Consider the following 15323-nt stretch of genomic DNA (forward strand, 5'->3'; position numbering starts at 1 on the left):
TGTGGTCATGTTCAACAAGCAGGCTGAAAACGTTTTAGTACCCTGTAGTTTTAGGTAGATATGAGATGAACGGCTGGAAGAACTGCAGAAGAGAGCTGTTTTAGTACCCTGTAGTTTTAGGTAGATATGAGATCCCGGAAACAGACGGGAGCGGCTTTGAACAGTTTTAGTACCCTGTAGTTTTAGGTAGATATGAGATCGCAAGGCAAGGAAAGCAGCAAGTCCAAGGTTTTAGTACCCTGTAGTTTTAGGTAGATATGAGATCAAGCTCCATCAAAGAGTTTGCCGATCACCGTTTTAGTACCCTGTAGTTTTAGGTAGATATGAGATTTAAAAGAGTGGCAGGCAAACCAAGTAAAGGTTTTAGTACCCTGTAGTTTTAGGTAGATATGAGATTTAGAGGGTAACTTCCCAATGCACAACGTTTGTTTTAGTACCCTATGGTTTTAATTAGATATGAGATAATCACAGATGAGAGTTAGGACACGTTGCGTTTTAGTACCTTGTAGTTTCAGTAGTTAGGTATTGAAGATATGAACTGGAAAAGGATTCCTCCTCAAAAAGCAGATGTTTCTGCGTAATAAAACATCCCGAAACAAGCCTTCACGTATTTTAGCCGAAGTAGGAATGGGGTGACTCCGGGGCGATAGAGGACGAGCCGAAGATCCACTCCGACCGACGGGGCGGAGGGTGGAATTAGCTGAGGCCGTCCCGCCCGGAAAGCGTCCCCATGGAAACGGAGGCTGACCTTTACAGAAAATCGGCCTGTCACCCCCGGCTCGATAACCTGAAATTTAGAAGTTTTAGCTGAAAGCTCATAAATTCATTGCAGGCTGTGACTTTCCTCACAGCCTGTTTAGTATCTTCTCTGATATTCTTTATTTATTAGAGAAAAAGGAGAGATGAACATGCTGCACATTCAGCTTTATTCGATAAATGAGCAGAATATAGAAGAGGCTTTTGCAGAAGCAGGCTTTACTAAAGCGAGAGAAGGATGGTTTCTCGATAAGAAGCTCAGCAAAAAGCGCGAGTCGGTTCTTGCAGAAAAAGTGGAGGACGGAATCCGCCTGAAATTTTCAGGGGATTTATCATTTGAGGATTATGAAGCGGTTCACGGGGCTTCTGTTCTCCTGGCTGAAGGTCTCAAGGCAGAAGTGGATGACAGCGGGGCACTGATGGGCTACCTGGAAAGCGGGGAAAAAGCCTGCCTTTACCATCAATGGAAAAAGTGGAAAGCTTATCTACTGAAAGCGAAGCACCGCTCCATGGAAGGACAGAAAGTGGAGGTGTCCAAAGAGAGTGGGACGTGGAGTGGGCTTCTCATGGAATATACGGATAAAATTGTGAACGATGAGCACATCGTAACAGAATGTGTTCTTCTCAGCACAGATGGGGAAGTCCGGGTGCAGGGAAACCGCCTTGCTGTGAAGCCGACCGGCGAATTTATTTAAGCAGTCCGGTACGGAAAAACTACATGGAAATACGATAAAACTGCCCCGCCAGGTGCGGGGCAGTTTTATTCTATATCGTACATACTTCCACCGGGCAGTCTCCGCACTGAAGGAAGTCTTTCAAATACTGAACGTCGCGGAGGATAATATAAGGACCCTCGTAGGAAACAATACTTTCTTTTTTTAATTCGTTCATCAGGCGGTTGACCCCTTCCCGGGTCGTGCCGATAAACTGGGCGATGTCCTGATTCGTCAATTGCACGCGGATCATCGTACCGTCTTTGTGCTCCTCCCCGTAGGAATTGCTGAAGCGGATCAGCGTGGAATACAGGCCGCCTTTCTTACCGCATAAAATTAAATCGCGGAATTTTGCCTGCGTCGACTGGGTGTGGGTGGCGAACCATTTCATGAAGGCTACGGCGATTTCCCCGTGTTCTTCAAACAGCTTTTCAAGCGTCAGCCGGCTGAAGCGGACAAGTTCGGCATCTTCTTCTACAGTTGCTGTCACACTGATCGCCATTTGATTGAAGAGCCCCACTTCCCCGACGAGTTCATCTTTCTGCTTTAGATGAAGGGAAAATTCTTTTCCATCCATTGTCATTTTACTGAGACGGACCATTCCGGAAAGCACAAGGTAGACGTGATCCGGCTGCTCCCCTTCGCTGAAAAGCACCGTATGTTTTCTGTATTTCTTTTTGGTGCCGTTATCCAGCAGAAGCTGTTTATTCTGCTCTGACAATTGATCGAAAAAACGTCGTAATTTATATTCCTGCTTCAGCATGATAGCCCCTTTCTTCCGTCAAACAAGCGATTATAAGACTAAATAAAGTATAGGGTCATTCCAGATAAAAGTAAATACATAGATAAAATATAGTTATAAAGTCATGGTTATTTTTTCTTTCGCTTTAAAAAATACCGAATGCTTTAAGGAACAAAAAAGTTCAGAGAAAATGTTCCCTGAACTTTTTTATTTACACTATGCTTCTGCACCGGCAAGAGACACACGGGTGCTCTGATCGAACCGCCGCTTGTTTATAAGAAGACATACGACAGACAGCAGGGCAAGGAGCAGGAAGCCAAGTGTGTAAGTGCCGATCATGTCCCGAATCGAGCCGAGAAGAAGCGGAGGGAAGAAGCCGCCGAGTCCGCCGGCAGCGCCGACAAAGCCGGTGACTGCGCCGGTTGCTTTTGGAAACAGTTCCGGGACAAGTTTAAACACCGCCCCGTTGCCGACACCGGTCAAAGCAGCCACAAGAAGACAGGCTGCCGTCATGACGATAATACTTCCCATACCGAAGCTGATAATAAGTGCCCCGGCAGCAATACCCATGAATACATAAGTCAGCACACGTCCTGCACCGATTTTGTCCCCGAGATACCCGCCGAGCGGTCTGGCTATGGTTGCAAGCACAACAAATCCCGCAGCGCGCATACCGGCATCCACTGCTGTCAGGGCGTAAAGATCCATCAACAGTATCGGCAGGTAAATTCCGAAAGCGACGAATGCCCCGAACGTGACAAAATAAAACAGGGAGAGGACCCACGTGTTTTTGTACTTTGTGACAGAAAGAGAACCGAGAAAGGTTTTCTTTTCGCCTGTCTGGGGTGTTTCCGGTGTCCAGAACCAGAGCAGCGCTGCCATAATGAGAACCGGAATAATCAGTCCCCAGAACGCCCACTGAAGACCAAAGAACAGAGCAATCGAAGGCAAAGTAAATCCGGCGAGAGCGGTACCAAAGTTGCCGAGGCCGTTAATGCCGAGAGCGGTGCCCTGCTTTTCCGGCGGCGTCCATTTGGAAACAAACGTGATGGACACGGCAAAGGAAGCTCCGGCAAGGCCGAGAAGAAACGCCCAGAATAGCAGCGAGGCAAACGAGGTGGAGAAGCCGATCCCTGCCAGTGGGACGATTGTAAAGAGCATAAGAAACGTGAAAGTTTTTCTGCCGCCATACCGGTCGGCTAGAATCCCCGCGGGAATTCTCATCACCGAGCCGAGAAGTACAGGCACCGCAACAAGGATACTTCTTTCGGTTGCTGTGAGCCCATAAAGCTCTCCGAAGTGGCTGGCCAGCGGTGAAAGAGCGGCCCAGACAGTAAAAGCAAGGGCCATGCCGAGTGTGGATAATATCAGTATGCGTCTGCTTGTTTGTAAATCCTGTGTCATTGTGATCCCATCCTTTATCGTTTACTCTGCTGGTCTGTATTCCATTCTCCGCCATACAAGAAGAATGCTTCCGGCAAAAAGAGCAGAAAGAAAAGCCACGGTGGAATACTGAAAGACCTTATCAAATTCATGGCCGAGGTAGGCTTCAATCGTCCATTGAAGCATGACGACGTTGACGACAACGGTCAGAACGATCAGTGTCCAGCACGCTTTTTTACCCATGACGGACCTGCCTGTCTACCGCGTAGACAATCCCGTTGACTACCTCTGTTTCAATCTTCGGAAGTTCCCGCTGCGGCGGCCCGGCCGTTGGATGACCGCTGTTCAGGTCAAAGTAGCCTTTATGGCACGGGCAGAGAAGCACTTCCTCTTCTTTTTCATAAAAAACCGGGCACATCAGATGCGTGCAGGCACTATTGTAGGCTTTCAGTTCGCCGGCCATCGTATGGACGAGAAGCGCCGGGTCGTTGTCGGTCGGATAGTTGAACGTGACGGAAGAACCTTTCGGCAGGTCTGCCAGCGGAATAATTTCCAGACGGTTCTCCTCATCTTCGAAGTCTCCAAACGCTGCATGAACGGAAAATGGCAGCGTAGCGAGTCCGAGAGCGATGGAAGCTCCGGCTGTGGCCTTTAAAAAAGCGCGGCGGTTCAGTTTAATATCGTCGACCCGGTTAACGTTGTTGACGAGCTCCACCATTTCATCGCGGCTGCCTGTCTGATGTCTATTGTTTTTAGTGCTGTTCATACTATTTCGCTCCTATCCATTAATCTGAATATACTCCGAAGAATTCCGGTACGTACTTCCATTTGTCCTGCTCTGTCGGTTTTTTACCTTCAACAAGGTTCATCTGCGTACGTCGTCTGCGGAGAGACTGCATTTCGTCAAAATCGATGAAACGGATCGCATCACTCGGACAGACCGAAGCACACATCGGGGCGATATCGTGCTTGGAACGGTCGTAGCACATATCACACTTGTACATTTTGTTCTGCTCGAAATCGAATTTTGGAATGCCGAATGGACATCCGAACGTGCAGTTGCGGCAGCCGATACATTTTTCTTCGGAGGCGGATAAAACCACGCCCTCTTCGGTAATCTGAATGGCATTGGCCGGGCAGACGCGGGCACAGGCCGGGTCCTTGCACTGCATGCACATCATCGGGAAGGTCTGTCTGCTCTCCATAAAGTCCACGTGCTCTACATAGTTCCGTTCTTTCGCATCGTGGTCCCCGCACTCCCGGCAGGCAGCCTGGCAGGCGCGGCAGCCGATACATCGTTCAAATTCCAGGTACATGATTTTATTCATACAACTTCCTCCTTCGTTTAGTGGCCGGCTTTTTGTTCGAGCTTTTCAATCCTGGCAGCACAGACTTTAAATTCCGGCATGCGTGACGTCGGATCCAGAGCCGCGTTTGTCAGTTTATTGACGGCGAGTTCCTTTCCCCAGTGATAAGGGACAAAAATAATATCGTTTCTTGTGGCCTTTGTGAGCCTCACTTCCAGTTCCATCGTGCTGCGAGGCGTAGTAACGCGGATTTTTTCTCCGTCCTGCATGTTGTATCTGGAAGCCAGTTCCGGATGCATTTCGGCAAATGGGACCGGGCACTGCTCCATCAAAAAGTCGATTCGTCTCGTCTGATTGCCGGAAAGGTAGTGAAAGACGACACGGCCGGTCGTAAGACGGATCGGAAATTCTTCTGACGGCGTTTCATCCGGTTCCTGCCACGAAACAGCAGGCAGGTTCGCTTTTCCATTCGGGGTAGCAAATGTTTCTTTAAAAACCGTCGGCGTCCCCGGGTGGTCTTCCGATGGACACGGCCAGAAAACGCCGTCCTCTTTATCAATGCGTTCGTAAGTAATGCCGGAATAATCCGCTTTGCCGCCTTTTGTTGCCAGGCGGAATTCCTCAAATATTTCCCGTGGACTGCTGTAATCAAAATGCTTTCCTTTTCCGAGACGTGCAGCAATTTCCTTGAAAATCTGCCAGTCGGTTTTGGATTCATGGAGCGGTTCGATGGATTTCCGGATGCGGATCACCCGTCCTTCCAGGTTGGTGGTCGTTCCTTCGTCTTCTGCCCATGTGGTTGTCGGCAGCACGACATCTGCAAATTCGGCTGTCTCCGAAAGAAAGAAGTCGTTAACGACAAGAAAATCGAGCTTTTTAAAAGCTTCCCATACGTATTCCGCGTCCGGAGCCGAGACGGCAGGATTGCTGCAAACAACGTGCATGGCACGAATCGTTCCTTTATGAATTTCATCAAACATTTCGAAAGCAGAAACTCCAGCTTTCGGCATTTCTTCCGGATCAATTCCCCACACTCCGGAAATGTATTTGACCGCTTCCGGATCCGTGATTTTCCGGTAGCCGGGAAGAAGATCTGATTTTTGTCCGTGTTCGCGTCCGCCCTGGCCGTTCCCCTGACCGGTGAACGTAGCGACGCCGGAAGCGAACTTGCCGATCTGCCCCCGGAGAAGAGCAAGCGACGTATAGAGCGTCACGTTGTCCACACCTTTGGACTGCTGTTCGACTCCCCGGGCAAACATGACAACGGAGCGGGGGGAGCTTCCGTAGATGCGGGCTGCTTTAATAATCTTATTTTTATCAACACCGGTCAGCTGGGACGTATATTCCGGTGTGAATGGTTCAACAGAAGCTTTCAGCTCTTCAAAGTTGTTGCAGCGGTTCTCTACATATTCTTTGTCAACAAAGTCTTCTTTGATCAGCAGGTGAAGCAGACCGTTGGCAAGGGCCGAGTCGGTGCCCGGAAGCAGGTCCAGGTGGACGTCAGCAATCCGGGCAGTCGGTGTTTCCCGCGGATCGACAACGATCATCTTTGCTCCTTTATCCCGTGCTTTCCAGAACATTTGAATGCTTGTCGGGTGGCATTCGGCTGTGTTGGATCCGGCAATCAAAAAGCAGTCGCTGTGCTCAAGTTCCGTCCACGGGAGCGTGGAGCCCCGGTCCATGCCGAATGTTTTCATGAAGCCGCCGGCAGCAGAACTCATGCAGAAGCGGCCGTTGTAATCGAGAAAGCGGGTGCCGAGGGCCACACGGGCATACTTGCCGACAAGGTAGCATTTTTCATTTGTCATGGAAACGCCGCCGAAGACAGAAAGTGAATCTTTGCCGTGTTTATCCTGAAGCTCTGTAAATTTCTTTTCAATGAGGGAAAGCGCTTCTTCCCAGCTGCTTTCGACAAAGCGTCCTTTCTTTTTTATCAGAGGGCGTTTGATGCGGTCCGGGTGATCGATCTGCTGGTAGGCAGTGACCCCTTTCGGGCAGAGTTTGCCAAGCGTGACCGGCCAGTCGTAGCGGGGCTCGACTCCTTTGATTTTTCCTGTTTTTTCCGAGACACGGATGTGCATCCCGCACTGCATCCCACAGTAGCTGCAGTGGGTGGTGATCAGTTTTTCCCCTTCATGCTTCAGGTTTTTAACTCCCGGCTTTGCAATAAATTCCGTCATAATTTTTCGTCTCCTTCAGCTTCTTTATAGTAGGAATCAGACCGGCCTGTGCTGAAGCCGGGTACCTGGACATCGGTCATTGTCTGAATCGGCGCGTATGGATTTTCGTGCTGGTGCTCCAGGTTCAGCTGCTTCATGACCCGCATGCGCCGGCGGCAGGCCGGACAGTAGTCGGAAAGATAAGTGCCGTCTGCCATCTGGAGGTCGAAGTTCTGTACTCCAAGAATGCCTTTGACGTCTTCAATCTGATCATCACTGCTGTACGGGGTGCCGCACTTGGCACATCCCCTTGTGTCAACTCCGGCTTCTTCCTGATAATTCATCGGAACCCCGGCAGCCATCGGCCGGATCGGCAGGTGGAACAGCTTGCCGAATGGGAAGTAAACAAGAAACAGAACGACTGTCACCTGGTGGATGAGGGCGAGATAGTTATGCATCCACCCGTTCATAAACTTATAGGAAAGCGTGAGAACAAGTCCGGTTACTGTGACAGCCATCAAAATGTAGAGTGGCAGAAGATCGAATTCCGGACGCTGGGTCACCTGCACGTCCTGGTTTGTTTTCCGACGGATAATTGCCATAAGAACGCCGATAAACACCATCATGGCGGTAATATTCAGTCCGTTGTAGACAAGCTCGGCAAAAATACCATCTGCGTGCATCGTAATAGTGGGAATTCCCATCACAACCATCTGATACGTTTCCGGATCGACGAGGCTGAAATGCATCCATCCGAAAGTCAGTCCGAACGTGATTGCGAAGGAACCGATGCATCCCCAGGCAAGCAGCCAGTGGGCGACACCACGGTAAATGCCCCGCTTAAAAATAAATTTTTGAAGAACGATGTTGTCGACGGCCGTTTTAAGAACCGAGGTGACATTCCGTTTTTTTCTTTCTTTGTTTTTTAAGTTGGAGAAGCTCCGTTTCAGCATCTGTCGTGTTGCCGGCCTGAGCGACCATGAAACCATACGGACCGTGATGCCGATCGCGAAAACAAACGAAGCAATTAAATAGCCGAAAAGCATTATATCTATATGGGAGAACTGTCCCGTTCCAATCCACATAAGCAGAATTAAAATCATAACTACGATAAAAGAATACATGCTGGCTCTGGAATAAAAAGATCGTTCAAGCTGCATGTGCTCACCCCTTTCCTGTCAATGAACTCATTGTAAAGCGGGGAGCGGTCTTCCGGCTGTGAGAAATATCACACCAGCAGAAAAAAATAAATAAAATTATTTAAGAAGCCGGTACCGCAGCGGCAGGGGGGGGAGAAACTGAGCTGTGAACTTTTTTTCAGGAGTGATTTTTGTCACTGCCATTTTCGTATAAAACCGTATACTAAAGTTAAATTCAGGGATGGAGGGATTTTTTACATGACAGTTGCTGTAAGTGAAACAGTGAGGATGTCACCCGGCAGTACATTTTTCTTTTCGAAAGAAAGCAGACAGATTCTTTACAGGATAATGGAGTGGAAAACATTTCAGCCGGGCACGGTTCTTTTTTCAAGGAACGAGCCTGCAGACAAATTATTTTTTGTAATAGAAGGGGAAGTGAAAATATGGAAGGAGGCAGATGGCAAAGAGTATGTATTCCAAATTGCCGGGAAAGAAGATTTGATTGGAGAAGGAGTAAGCTTTACAGAAGATTGTCACACGTACCAGGCGGATGCTTTAACGGAAGGGAAAGCGGGGATTATTCGTCATGAAGATATTATAAAAGCTGTCGGCTGCAGCCGTGATTTTGCAGTGGATATGCTGAAATGGACCTCTCTCATGGAGAAAACAGTGCAGGCAAAGCTTCATGACCTGACCTTTTACGGAAAAAGGGGAGCTCTCTGTTCAACACTGCTTCGACTTGCTCAAACTTACGGAAGAGATACAAAAAGAGGCCTGCTGATAGAAAAGAAGATGAAAAATGGGGATATCGGAAGCTATATTGGATCTTCCCGGGAAAGTGTTAACCGGCTGCTGACTGAGCTGAAAAAAGAAAAAGTTATTTCTCAGGAGGAAGGTTTTCTTTATATTCATAATGTCGATTACTTGAAAGAAGTCTGCCGCTGCGGAGACCGTCCGGAATGGATCTGCCGCATGTAGAGAAAAAAAGAGCTGTCCCATCGATAGAATCGACGGGGCAGCTCCTGCTGTTTGTTCTATTTTTTTACTCGTCAGAAGCGAGGTCTGTAATGCGTCCTTCTACATCATAGTCCACTTCACCAAGAGAGGCCATGTAGTCACGCAGCATCTCCCAGTCAGTGAAGCCGACGATCGTGCCTCGGCCGTCATCATAGGCGTCCGCAAAGACGTCGTAGCCGTCACCGCCGGTTGCGGTGAAGTTGTTTGTAGCAATCGTATACATTTCGTCATCACGGGCAATTTCTTCGCCGTCAACGACGATGGATTCGACGCGCTCGCCAGAGTCATTACTGCTGTCGAAGGTAATTTCCGTTCCTTCAGACACCTGCAGGAAACCACCGTTTTCGTCAGGAACTTCGCCCACGCTGTGCTCAAATGCCTCGTGAATTTCCTCACCGGAAAGGTCAAGCAGTGCGAGGCGGTTGCCGAAAGGCTGCACAGTAATAATATCACCGACCGTTACATCGCCGGCAGGAAGCGGTGCCCGGATGCCTCCGCCGTTCTGCACAGCCATGATTGTTTCGTCATCAGCCGTAAGCGCCGCGTCCAGCTGTCCATCGGCAATCAGGTTGCCGAGTGCCGTTTCGTTGGCACGGACGCTGACTTCAGAGCCGTCTCCAAGACGCGGATTCGTGAGTTCATTGACAACAGTGGATCCGGCAGGCTCATTCTGCAGTTCCTCTACGCCTGCAGTATACGGCTCAAGCATTTCTGCCGCTGTCGGATCTGCGTCAAAATCTTCGGAAGCAAACAGCTCGCCGTCAGAGTGAACGATCGTGCCGCTGCTGTCAAACCTCAGATCAATAGCACCGAGCTGCTGACCGTATTCCCCGGCCTGTGCGACAACCGTCGGCTCGATAGGCTCTCCGTCTGCATTTTCTGTAACAACCGTCGGCGGTTCTACCTGGGTGTGGCTGTGTCCACCGACAATTACGTCAATACCTTCCACCTGCTCGGCAAGAAGCAGGTCGCTTCCGATATCCGGGCTGCTGTCGTAACCGAGGTGGGTGAGGGCAATAATTTTATCGATCCCTTCTTCTTCAAACTGGCTGACCATCTCTTCTGCTGTTTCTGCGTAGTCAGAGAAAGTCACGTCCAATGGGCTGGAGATGTTTTCAGTATCTTCCGTATCGAGTCCGAAAATACCAATTTCTTCCCCGTCCTGTTCGAGAACGATGCCGTCATAAATATTGCCTGCCTCCGGATCATAGCTGATGCCGCCCTGGTTCAGGTGATCAAAGCCGCTGTCACCGGAGAAGTCGATGTTGGACGCTACTACAGGAAAATCAAGCGCTTCGAAAAATGCAACGAGTTCAGGGTGACCTTCATCTATGTCCCCGAGGTCAAATTCGTGGTTGCCCGGCACGAAAGCATCGTATTCCATATAATTCATAAATTCGGCCGCGTCCTGTCCGCGGTATTCGTTAAAATACAGCGTGCCGGAAAAAACATCCCCGGCATCAAGCAGCAGACCTTCTCCGTACACATCCTGGGCATGTTCATAGGCAGTGACGAGCTGAGGGAAGGCATCCGTCCGTCCGTGGTTATCATTTGTATGGAAAATATTTAAGTCAAAAAAGTCATAGTCAAAGTCCGCTTCCTGATCATTTACCCGGAGAGTACCAGTATTTCCAGTTAAGTCGTTATGTGTAACGGTAACGGTGGAACGGTCGCTTCCATCTACTTCAACGTTAAGATCTCCCGGATCAATAACGTTTCCGTCCTCATCCGTAATTTCCACATCGGCAATGCGTTCCAGCGGCAGGCCGGCCGGATAAGTTTTGTCAAAAGAAATTGCAAAGCTTTCCCCGTCTGCTTCGATAACGTCTATGTTTTCAACAGCTCTCTTCGGTCCGTTTTCTTTATCCCCGCTTTTTCCAGGTGCGTCCGCTGCCACAGTTCCTGTCGATAACAGAATCCCGGCAGCAAGAAGACCTGCTGTACTTCGCTGAAATTTCATATTGAATTTCCTCCTTTTAGTGGAAAATAGTCTCATGCCCTTTCTATTTTAGAAGAGAAAGAAAACGCTCTCAATAGAAACTGGAAAGAATTAAAAGAAGATGACCTAAGACACGTGAATAAGTGCTTAGTTTATGGAAAATTTAGAAAAAATCAGGGCAGAAAGAGTGAAGCATAGGAAACCCTGTTTTCTCAAGCCTTGTTTTACAAATAGAGAAAAAAGGTAGAGTAATGTAACTTTTATACAAAAGGCTCTGTTAAAGCTCCGGGTTGTTATTTAAGGCTGCCTGAAGCTCTTTACACCTGCCGCGAAGAAAGCCTGCGGCTGTCCCTTCCGTCCGGGAGGATCTTTACGCTTTCCACGGCAAGCCTGCCGGTTGGAAGCGAAGTGTTTCTCCAGCCATCAAAAGCGAACTTTAACATAGCTATACAAAAAAAGGAGGACTCAGGATGAGAAAAGATCCGTTGGATAAAAAAGTAATGCCTCTGACTTCAGCAGCAAGCGGCAAAGGACATTCGGTGGTGCCGGATGTTTACTGTTTTCCCGTGCAGATTGTCAACGTCTATTTTATCGGGGATCCGGACCGGCCAAAAGAATGGGTGCTCGTAGATGCGGGCATGCCGGAATCGGAAGAAAAGATTCTGGAAGAAGCAGAAGAGCGGTTTGGTGAAAATAACCATCCAAAAGCAGTGGTGCTGACACACGGGCACTTTGACCACGTCGGCGCTCTTGTGGAACTGGCTGAAAAATGGAACGTGCCTGTCTATGTACACGAAAAAGAACTTCCTTATGTCACAGGAAAGCAGGAGTATATGGATCCTGATCCGAAGGTGGACGGCGGGATGGTGGCGAAAATGTCAAAAATGTATCCAACAAAGCCGGTCGATATATCGGAATATGTCCGGACGCTTCCTGCAGACGGCAGTATTCCCCCACTGCCTGAATGGGAATGGATTCACACTCCGGGTCATACACCCGGCCATGTATCACTTTTCCGCCGGAAGGATAAAACGCTGATTGCCGGTGATGCTTTTGTCACTGTGCAGCAGGAAAGTCTCTACAAAGTAATCAAACAGGAAAAAGAAATCAGCGGTCCACCGCGCTATCTGACTCCGGACTGGAAGGAAGCCGAAAGTTCCGTGAAAAAACTGGCAGCTCTTGAGCCGGAGACAGCAGGGACAGGACACGGATGGCCGGTGAGAGGAGACTTTCTTCATACAGGCCTTCAGGATCTGGCAGACCGTTTTCAGGAGCTTGCTGTCCCGGAAAAAGATTCGTAAACAGCCGGACATCCGGAAAACCTTTGAAGACCACGCCCGGAAGGAATTATCTTGAAGCTTGAGCAGAATATGCTATATTGAAGAAAAGACCTATAGGAGGTCGGGATATGAAAATTTACTGGGTTATCGCTGCTGCTGCCGCTTTTATTCTGGGATTTGCCGGGCGTCGTTTTTACCGGGAAACTACAAGAGAAATCAAGGAACTCCTGACTTATGAACCTGCCCCGCGGGAGTGGATCGTGACGGAAGAACAAACAAAGAAACTGCCGCCCCCTGTTCAGCGTTGGCTTCGGCAGAGCGGAATGACCGGACGGCTGAATATCCATACGGCAGCTTTAAAGCAGGAGGGACTGATGCGTTTAAAACCGGAACAGGTTAAAAGTTTCCCTGCAGAAGCAGAACAATTTATTACAACAGATTACCCTTCTTTCATCTGGCGTGTGAAAATGAAAATGCAGCCGGGATTTGCTGTAACAGGGAGAGACTGGTACCGCTTCGGCCAGGGAGAAATGCTTATTAAAGCAGCTTCTGTTTTTCCGCTCGTAACCGTCCGCCACAACAAGAAAGCGAATCAGTCAACGCTTCAGCGGTATCTCATGGAAATGGCCTGGTACCCTTCGGCTGCTCTCAGTCCGTTTGTATCATGGGAGGCAGTGGATGACCGGACAGCCAAAGCGGTAATGTCCTACTGCGGATGCACTGGAGAAGGGATATTTCACTTTTCAGAAGAAGGAGAGCTTATCCGTCTGAGTGCGTACCGCTTCCGTGACAAAGAAGACGAAGAACCGACGGAATGGCAGGCAGAAGCGCTGGAGTATATGACGGTTGACGGTATCCGCATGCCGGCCCGTGTCTCGGTTTCCTGGGTGCTTCCGGAAGGGAAATTCACGTGGTATACATTCTCAGTCAAGGACGTCCGGCTGAACGAACGCAGGACAGAGCTGATAAAAGAAATGAAAAGCAGGTAACCCGTCTGGAGGCAGCACCCGGATTCGCGGGGGACTCTCCGAAAAAAGGTGGAGCACGGGTTTATCACGAAAGTCTGCCGGGAAGTTCTCCGGCAGACTTTTTAAATTCAGGCTGCTTAAATCTATCACCAGTTTTCAGCAGGCAGGGAGGAATTTATTCTACTGCCACGAACAGAGTAAAGAAGAGGCCTTCGGTTCGTTTCTTATGCCTCCCGGAACGGAGCGGAATTTCAACCATATTCTGCAGATGTCACGGACAAGAGGCAGAGCGCCTCACTGCTGAATCACCGCTATTAATAAAAACGGATGAAAAGGAGAAGATCAATCAATGAACATTCAGGAAGGCTGGAACGGAAGGTTTTACGAAGATTTCGTGATAGGAGATATCTACTCCCATCCTCTCGGAAGAACTGTTACGCAGACGGATAACATCTGGTTTACACTGCTTACCCAGAATACTAACCCTATTCACTTTGATGCCGTGTACGCGGAGAAAACCGAATTCGGCAGACCTCTCGTGGATTCCACGTTTACCGTGGCTCTTGTAACAGGGCAGTCCGTGACAGACATTTCACAGAATGTGATGGCCAACCTTGGGTGGGATGAAATCAGGCTTCCCAATCCTGTGTTTGAAGGCGATACGATTTATTCCTACAGTGAACTGCTGGAAAAGCGCGAATCAGCTTCCCGTCCCGGGATTGGTATTATCAAAGTGAAGACTGTCGGCTACAATCAGGACAGCCGGGTCGTGATCGAATTCAAGCGTACGATGATGGTGTACAAAAAAGCTCATGCCCCGGCCTCTGACCAGCCGATATTAAACAAAGTGCTGAAAGAAAAAAACAAAGATACATAACGTACTTTTTGAAAGAAAACGTTTAAATTGTTTAATACAGGGAAATCCCATTATAGTCCACCTGAAAATGGTGGTTTTCCACGTACGGTTTTTCACTTACAAAAATAAAGTAAGTTTAATTTGATTTATTACTTACTTTATGATAGTGTTAATGGCAGTAGTCGAAAGAAGGTGTACTTCATGGGATTATTTGAAAAATTATTTCAATCAAAAAAGGAGAATGATAACATGGCAAACGTAAATCTGGCAGTTATTTATTACAGCTCCACAGGTACGAACTACCAAATGGCCAAATGGGCGGAAGAAGGCGCCAAAGCAGCAGGCGCTGAGGTGAAAGTACTTAAAATTCCTGAGCTTGCTCCAAAAGAAGCAATTGAAGCGAACGAAGCCTGGGCAAAGCACTTGGAAGAAACAAAAGACGTTCCAGAAGTAACGCTGGATGATCTTGAGTGGGCAGACGGTATCGTTTTTTCCGTACCGACACGTTACGGGAATCCTGCTTCCCAGTTCCGTCAGTTTATTGATACGACCGGCGGTCTCTGGTCCAGCGGCAAGCTTGTCAACAAAGTAGTAAGTGCTATGTCTTCTGCGGCGAACCCGCATGGTGGACAGGAAGCGACGATTCTTTCTATCTACACTTCTATGTTCCACTGGGGAGCGATCGTGGCTGCTCCGGGATACACTGACCCGGTACAATTCAAAGCCGGCGGAAATCCTTACGGTGTAAGCACCACAGCCGGAGAAAACGGCATTCAGGACGACATTGAAGATGCTGTGAGGCACCAGGCTCAGCGTACCGTGTCTATTGCAGAAGGGGTAAAAGTAGGCGTGAATGTCTAACAAATTATAGTGAAGGCTGCTCCGTATAATCGGAGCAGCCTTCTTTTTTTATTTCAGCTCGTTTAAGCCGGCTGCCGATAATTATACGGGGGATTTCCGCTGCCTGAATCAGAGCTGCAGCTTTGCAGAATAATCGTCAAACGTGCGGCACGGGACTGTATTAATTTTTGTGATATGCTTTATAAAAGCTGTCCCATAAAAGG

14 protein-coding genes and 1 CRISPR repeat array (1 of these 15 running past the window's edge) are annotated in these 15323 nt (G+C 48.7%); of the genes, 6 read left to right on the top strand and 8 right to left on the bottom strand.

Annotation, left to right across the window (positions count from 1 at the left end; genetic code table 11):
• A CRISPR array of direct repeats spans window positions 1-463; the repeat unit is 36 nt; unit sequence GTTTTAGTACCCTGTAGTTTTAGGTAGATATGAGAT; it begins 2738 nt to the left of the window's first position.
• 445 nt (window positions 464-908) lie between these two features.
• Complete coding sequence (locus tag C6Y45_RS09710; protein WP_107585025.1) at window positions 909-1451, top strand: hypothetical protein; 543 nt, start codon at window positions 909-911, stop codon at window positions 1449-1451.
• Window positions 1452-1521: 70 nt separating this feature from the next.
• On the opposite strand, the gene C6Y45_RS09715 is transcribed toward C6Y45_RS09710, so the two are convergent.
• The 7 genes from C6Y45_RS09715 to C6Y45_RS09745 all read right to left on the bottom strand — a co-directional run bounded on the left by C6Y45_RS09715 (window position 1522) and on the right by C6Y45_RS09745 (window position 8220).
• Complete coding sequence (locus C6Y45_RS09715) at window positions 1522-2232, bottom strand: Crp/Fnr family transcriptional regulator (protein ID WP_107585026.1); 711 nt, start codon at window positions 2230-2232, stop codon at window positions 1522-1524.
• Window positions 2233-2427: 195 nt separating this feature from the next.
• Window positions 2428-3615, bottom strand: coding sequence for an MFS transporter (locus C6Y45_RS09720; protein WP_107585027.1), 1188 nt, complete (start codon window positions 3613-3615; stop codon window positions 2428-2430).
• 21 nt (window positions 3616-3636) lie between these two features.
• The gene (locus C6Y45_RS09725; protein WP_107585028.1) at window positions 3637-3837 is read right to left on the bottom strand and encodes a hypothetical protein; all 201 of its coding nucleotides are present in this window, start codon (window positions 3835-3837) and stop codon (window positions 3637-3639) included.
• Window positions 3830-4360 carry a Rieske 2Fe-2S domain-containing protein gene (locus C6Y45_RS09730; protein WP_107585029.1) on the bottom strand — a complete coding sequence of 177 codons (531 nt, stop codon included), beginning with the start codon at window positions 4358-4360 and terminating at the stop codon, window positions 3830-3832. Before C6Y45_RS09730 ends, C6Y45_RS09725 begins: the two co-directional genes overlap by 8 nt.
• 19 nt (window positions 4361-4379) lie before the next feature.
• Window positions 4380-4922, bottom strand: a complete 543-nt coding sequence (locus C6Y45_RS09735) for a 4Fe-4S dicluster domain-containing protein (protein ID WP_107585030.1) — start codon at window positions 4920-4922, stop codon at window positions 4380-4382.
• Between the two features lie 17 nt (window positions 4923-4939).
• Window positions 4940-7081, bottom strand: coding sequence for a formate dehydrogenase subunit alpha (gene fdhF, locus C6Y45_RS09740; protein WP_107585031.1), 2142 nt, complete (start codon window positions 7079-7081; stop codon window positions 4940-4942).
• The gene (locus C6Y45_RS09745; protein WP_107585032.1) at window positions 7078-8220 is read right to left on the bottom strand and encodes an MFS transporter; all 1143 of its coding nucleotides are present in this window, start codon (window positions 8218-8220) and stop codon (window positions 7078-7080) included. The genes fdhF and C6Y45_RS09745 overlap by 4 nt, the downstream gene beginning before the upstream one ends.
• 237 nt (window positions 8221-8457) lie before the next feature.
• On the opposite strand from C6Y45_RS09745, the gene C6Y45_RS09750 reads away from it, so the two are divergent.
• Entirely contained in the window at window positions 8458-9177 is a 720-nt protein-coding gene (locus C6Y45_RS09750) for a Crp/Fnr family transcriptional regulator (protein ID WP_107585033.1), read from the top strand.
• 64 nt (window positions 9178-9241) lie between these two features.
• On the opposite strand, the gene C6Y45_RS09755 is transcribed toward C6Y45_RS09750, so the two are convergent.
• Window positions 9242-11176 carry a bifunctional metallophosphatase/5'-nucleotidase gene (locus C6Y45_RS09755; protein ID WP_107585034.1) on the bottom strand — a complete coding sequence of 645 codons (1935 nt, stop codon included), beginning with the start codon at window positions 11174-11176 and terminating at the stop codon, window positions 9242-9244.
• A gap of 449 nt (window positions 11177-11625) precedes the next feature.
• Between C6Y45_RS09755 and C6Y45_RS09760 the strand changes: the two genes are divergently transcribed.
• The 4 genes from C6Y45_RS09760 (at window position 11626) to wrbA (ending at window position 15120) form a co-directional block, all read left to right on the top strand.
• Entirely contained in the window at window positions 11626-12456 is an 831-nt protein-coding gene (locus C6Y45_RS09760; protein WP_107585035.1) for an MBL fold metallo-hydrolase, read from the top strand.
• Window positions 12457-12563: 107 nt separating this feature from the next.
• Window positions 12564-13424, top strand: a complete 861-nt coding sequence (locus C6Y45_RS09765; protein WP_107585036.1) for a DUF6920 family protein — start codon at window positions 12564-12566, stop codon at window positions 13422-13424.
• A 328-nt stretch (window positions 13425-13752) separates the two neighbouring features.
• Window positions 13753-14280, top strand: coding sequence for a MaoC family dehydratase (locus tag C6Y45_RS09770; RefSeq protein ID WP_107585037.1), 528 nt, complete (start codon window positions 13753-13755; stop codon window positions 14278-14280).
• Between the two features lie 180 nt (window positions 14281-14460).
• On the top strand, window positions 14461-15120 hold the full coding sequence (gene wrbA, locus C6Y45_RS09775) for an NAD(P)H:quinone oxidoreductase (protein WP_107585038.1): 660 nt from the start codon (window positions 14461-14463) through the stop codon (window positions 15118-15120).
• Window positions 15121-15323: the final 203 nt, after the last annotated feature.

The sequence above is a fragment of the Alkalicoccus saliphilus genome, from assembly GCF_003044065.1.
GTDB classification, from domain to species: Bacteria; Bacillota; Bacilli; order Bacillales; family Salisediminibacteriaceae; genus Alkalicoccus; species Alkalicoccus saliphilus.

What these genes read in the sequence shown, in the direction of transcription:
- C6Y45_RS09760 (WP_107585035.1), top strand. Translation starts at nt 11,626, where the DNA reads ATGAGAAAAGATCCGTTGGATAAAAAAGTAATGCCTCTGACTTCAGCA.
- C6Y45_RS09725 (WP_107585028.1), bottom strand. Translation starts at nt 3,837, where the DNA reads ATGGGTAAAAAAGCGTGCTGGACACTGATCGTTCTGACCGTTGTCGTC.
- C6Y45_RS09765 (WP_107585036.1), top strand. Translation starts at nt 12,564, where the DNA reads ATGAAAATTTACTGGGTTATCGCTGCTGCTGCCGCTTTTATTCTGGGA.
- C6Y45_RS09735 (WP_107585030.1), bottom strand. Translation starts at nt 4,922, where the DNA reads ATGAATAAAATCATGTACCTGGAATTTGAACGATGTATCGGCTGCCGC.
- C6Y45_RS09720 (WP_107585027.1), bottom strand. Translation starts at nt 3,615, where the DNA reads ATGACACAGGATTTACAAACAAGCAGACGCATACTGATATTATCCACA.
- C6Y45_RS09745 (WP_107585032.1), bottom strand. Translation starts at nt 8,220, where the DNA reads ATGCAGCTTGAACGATCTTTTTATTCCAGAGCCAGCATGTATTCTTTT.
- C6Y45_RS09710 (WP_107585025.1), top strand. Translation starts at nt 909, where the DNA reads ATGCTGCACATTCAGCTTTATTCGATAAATGAGCAGAATATAGAAGAG.
- C6Y45_RS09755 (WP_107585034.1), bottom strand. Translation starts at nt 11,176, where the DNA reads ATGAAATTTCAGCGAAGTACAGCAGGTCTTCTTGCTGCCGGGATTCTG.
- C6Y45_RS09770 (WP_107585037.1), top strand. Translation starts at nt 13,753, where the DNA reads ATGAACATTCAGGAAGGCTGGAACGGAAGGTTTTACGAAGATTTCGTG.
- wrbA (WP_107585038.1), top strand. Translation starts at nt 14,461, where the DNA reads ATGGGATTATTTGAAAAATTATTTCAATCAAAAAAGGAGAATGATAAC.
- fdhF (WP_107585031.1), bottom strand. Translation starts at nt 7,081, where the DNA reads ATGACGGAATTTATTGCAAAGCCGGGAGTTAAAAACCTGAAGCATGAA.
- C6Y45_RS09750 (WP_107585033.1), top strand. Translation starts at nt 8,458, where the DNA reads ATGACAGTTGCTGTAAGTGAAACAGTGAGGATGTCACCCGGCAGTACA.
- C6Y45_RS09730 (WP_107585029.1), bottom strand. Translation starts at nt 4,360, where the DNA reads ATGAACAGCACTAAAAACAATAGACATCAGACAGGCAGCCGCGATGAA.
- C6Y45_RS09715 (WP_107585026.1), bottom strand. Translation starts at nt 2,232, where the DNA reads ATGCTGAAGCAGGAATATAAATTACGACGTTTTTTCGATCAATTGTCA.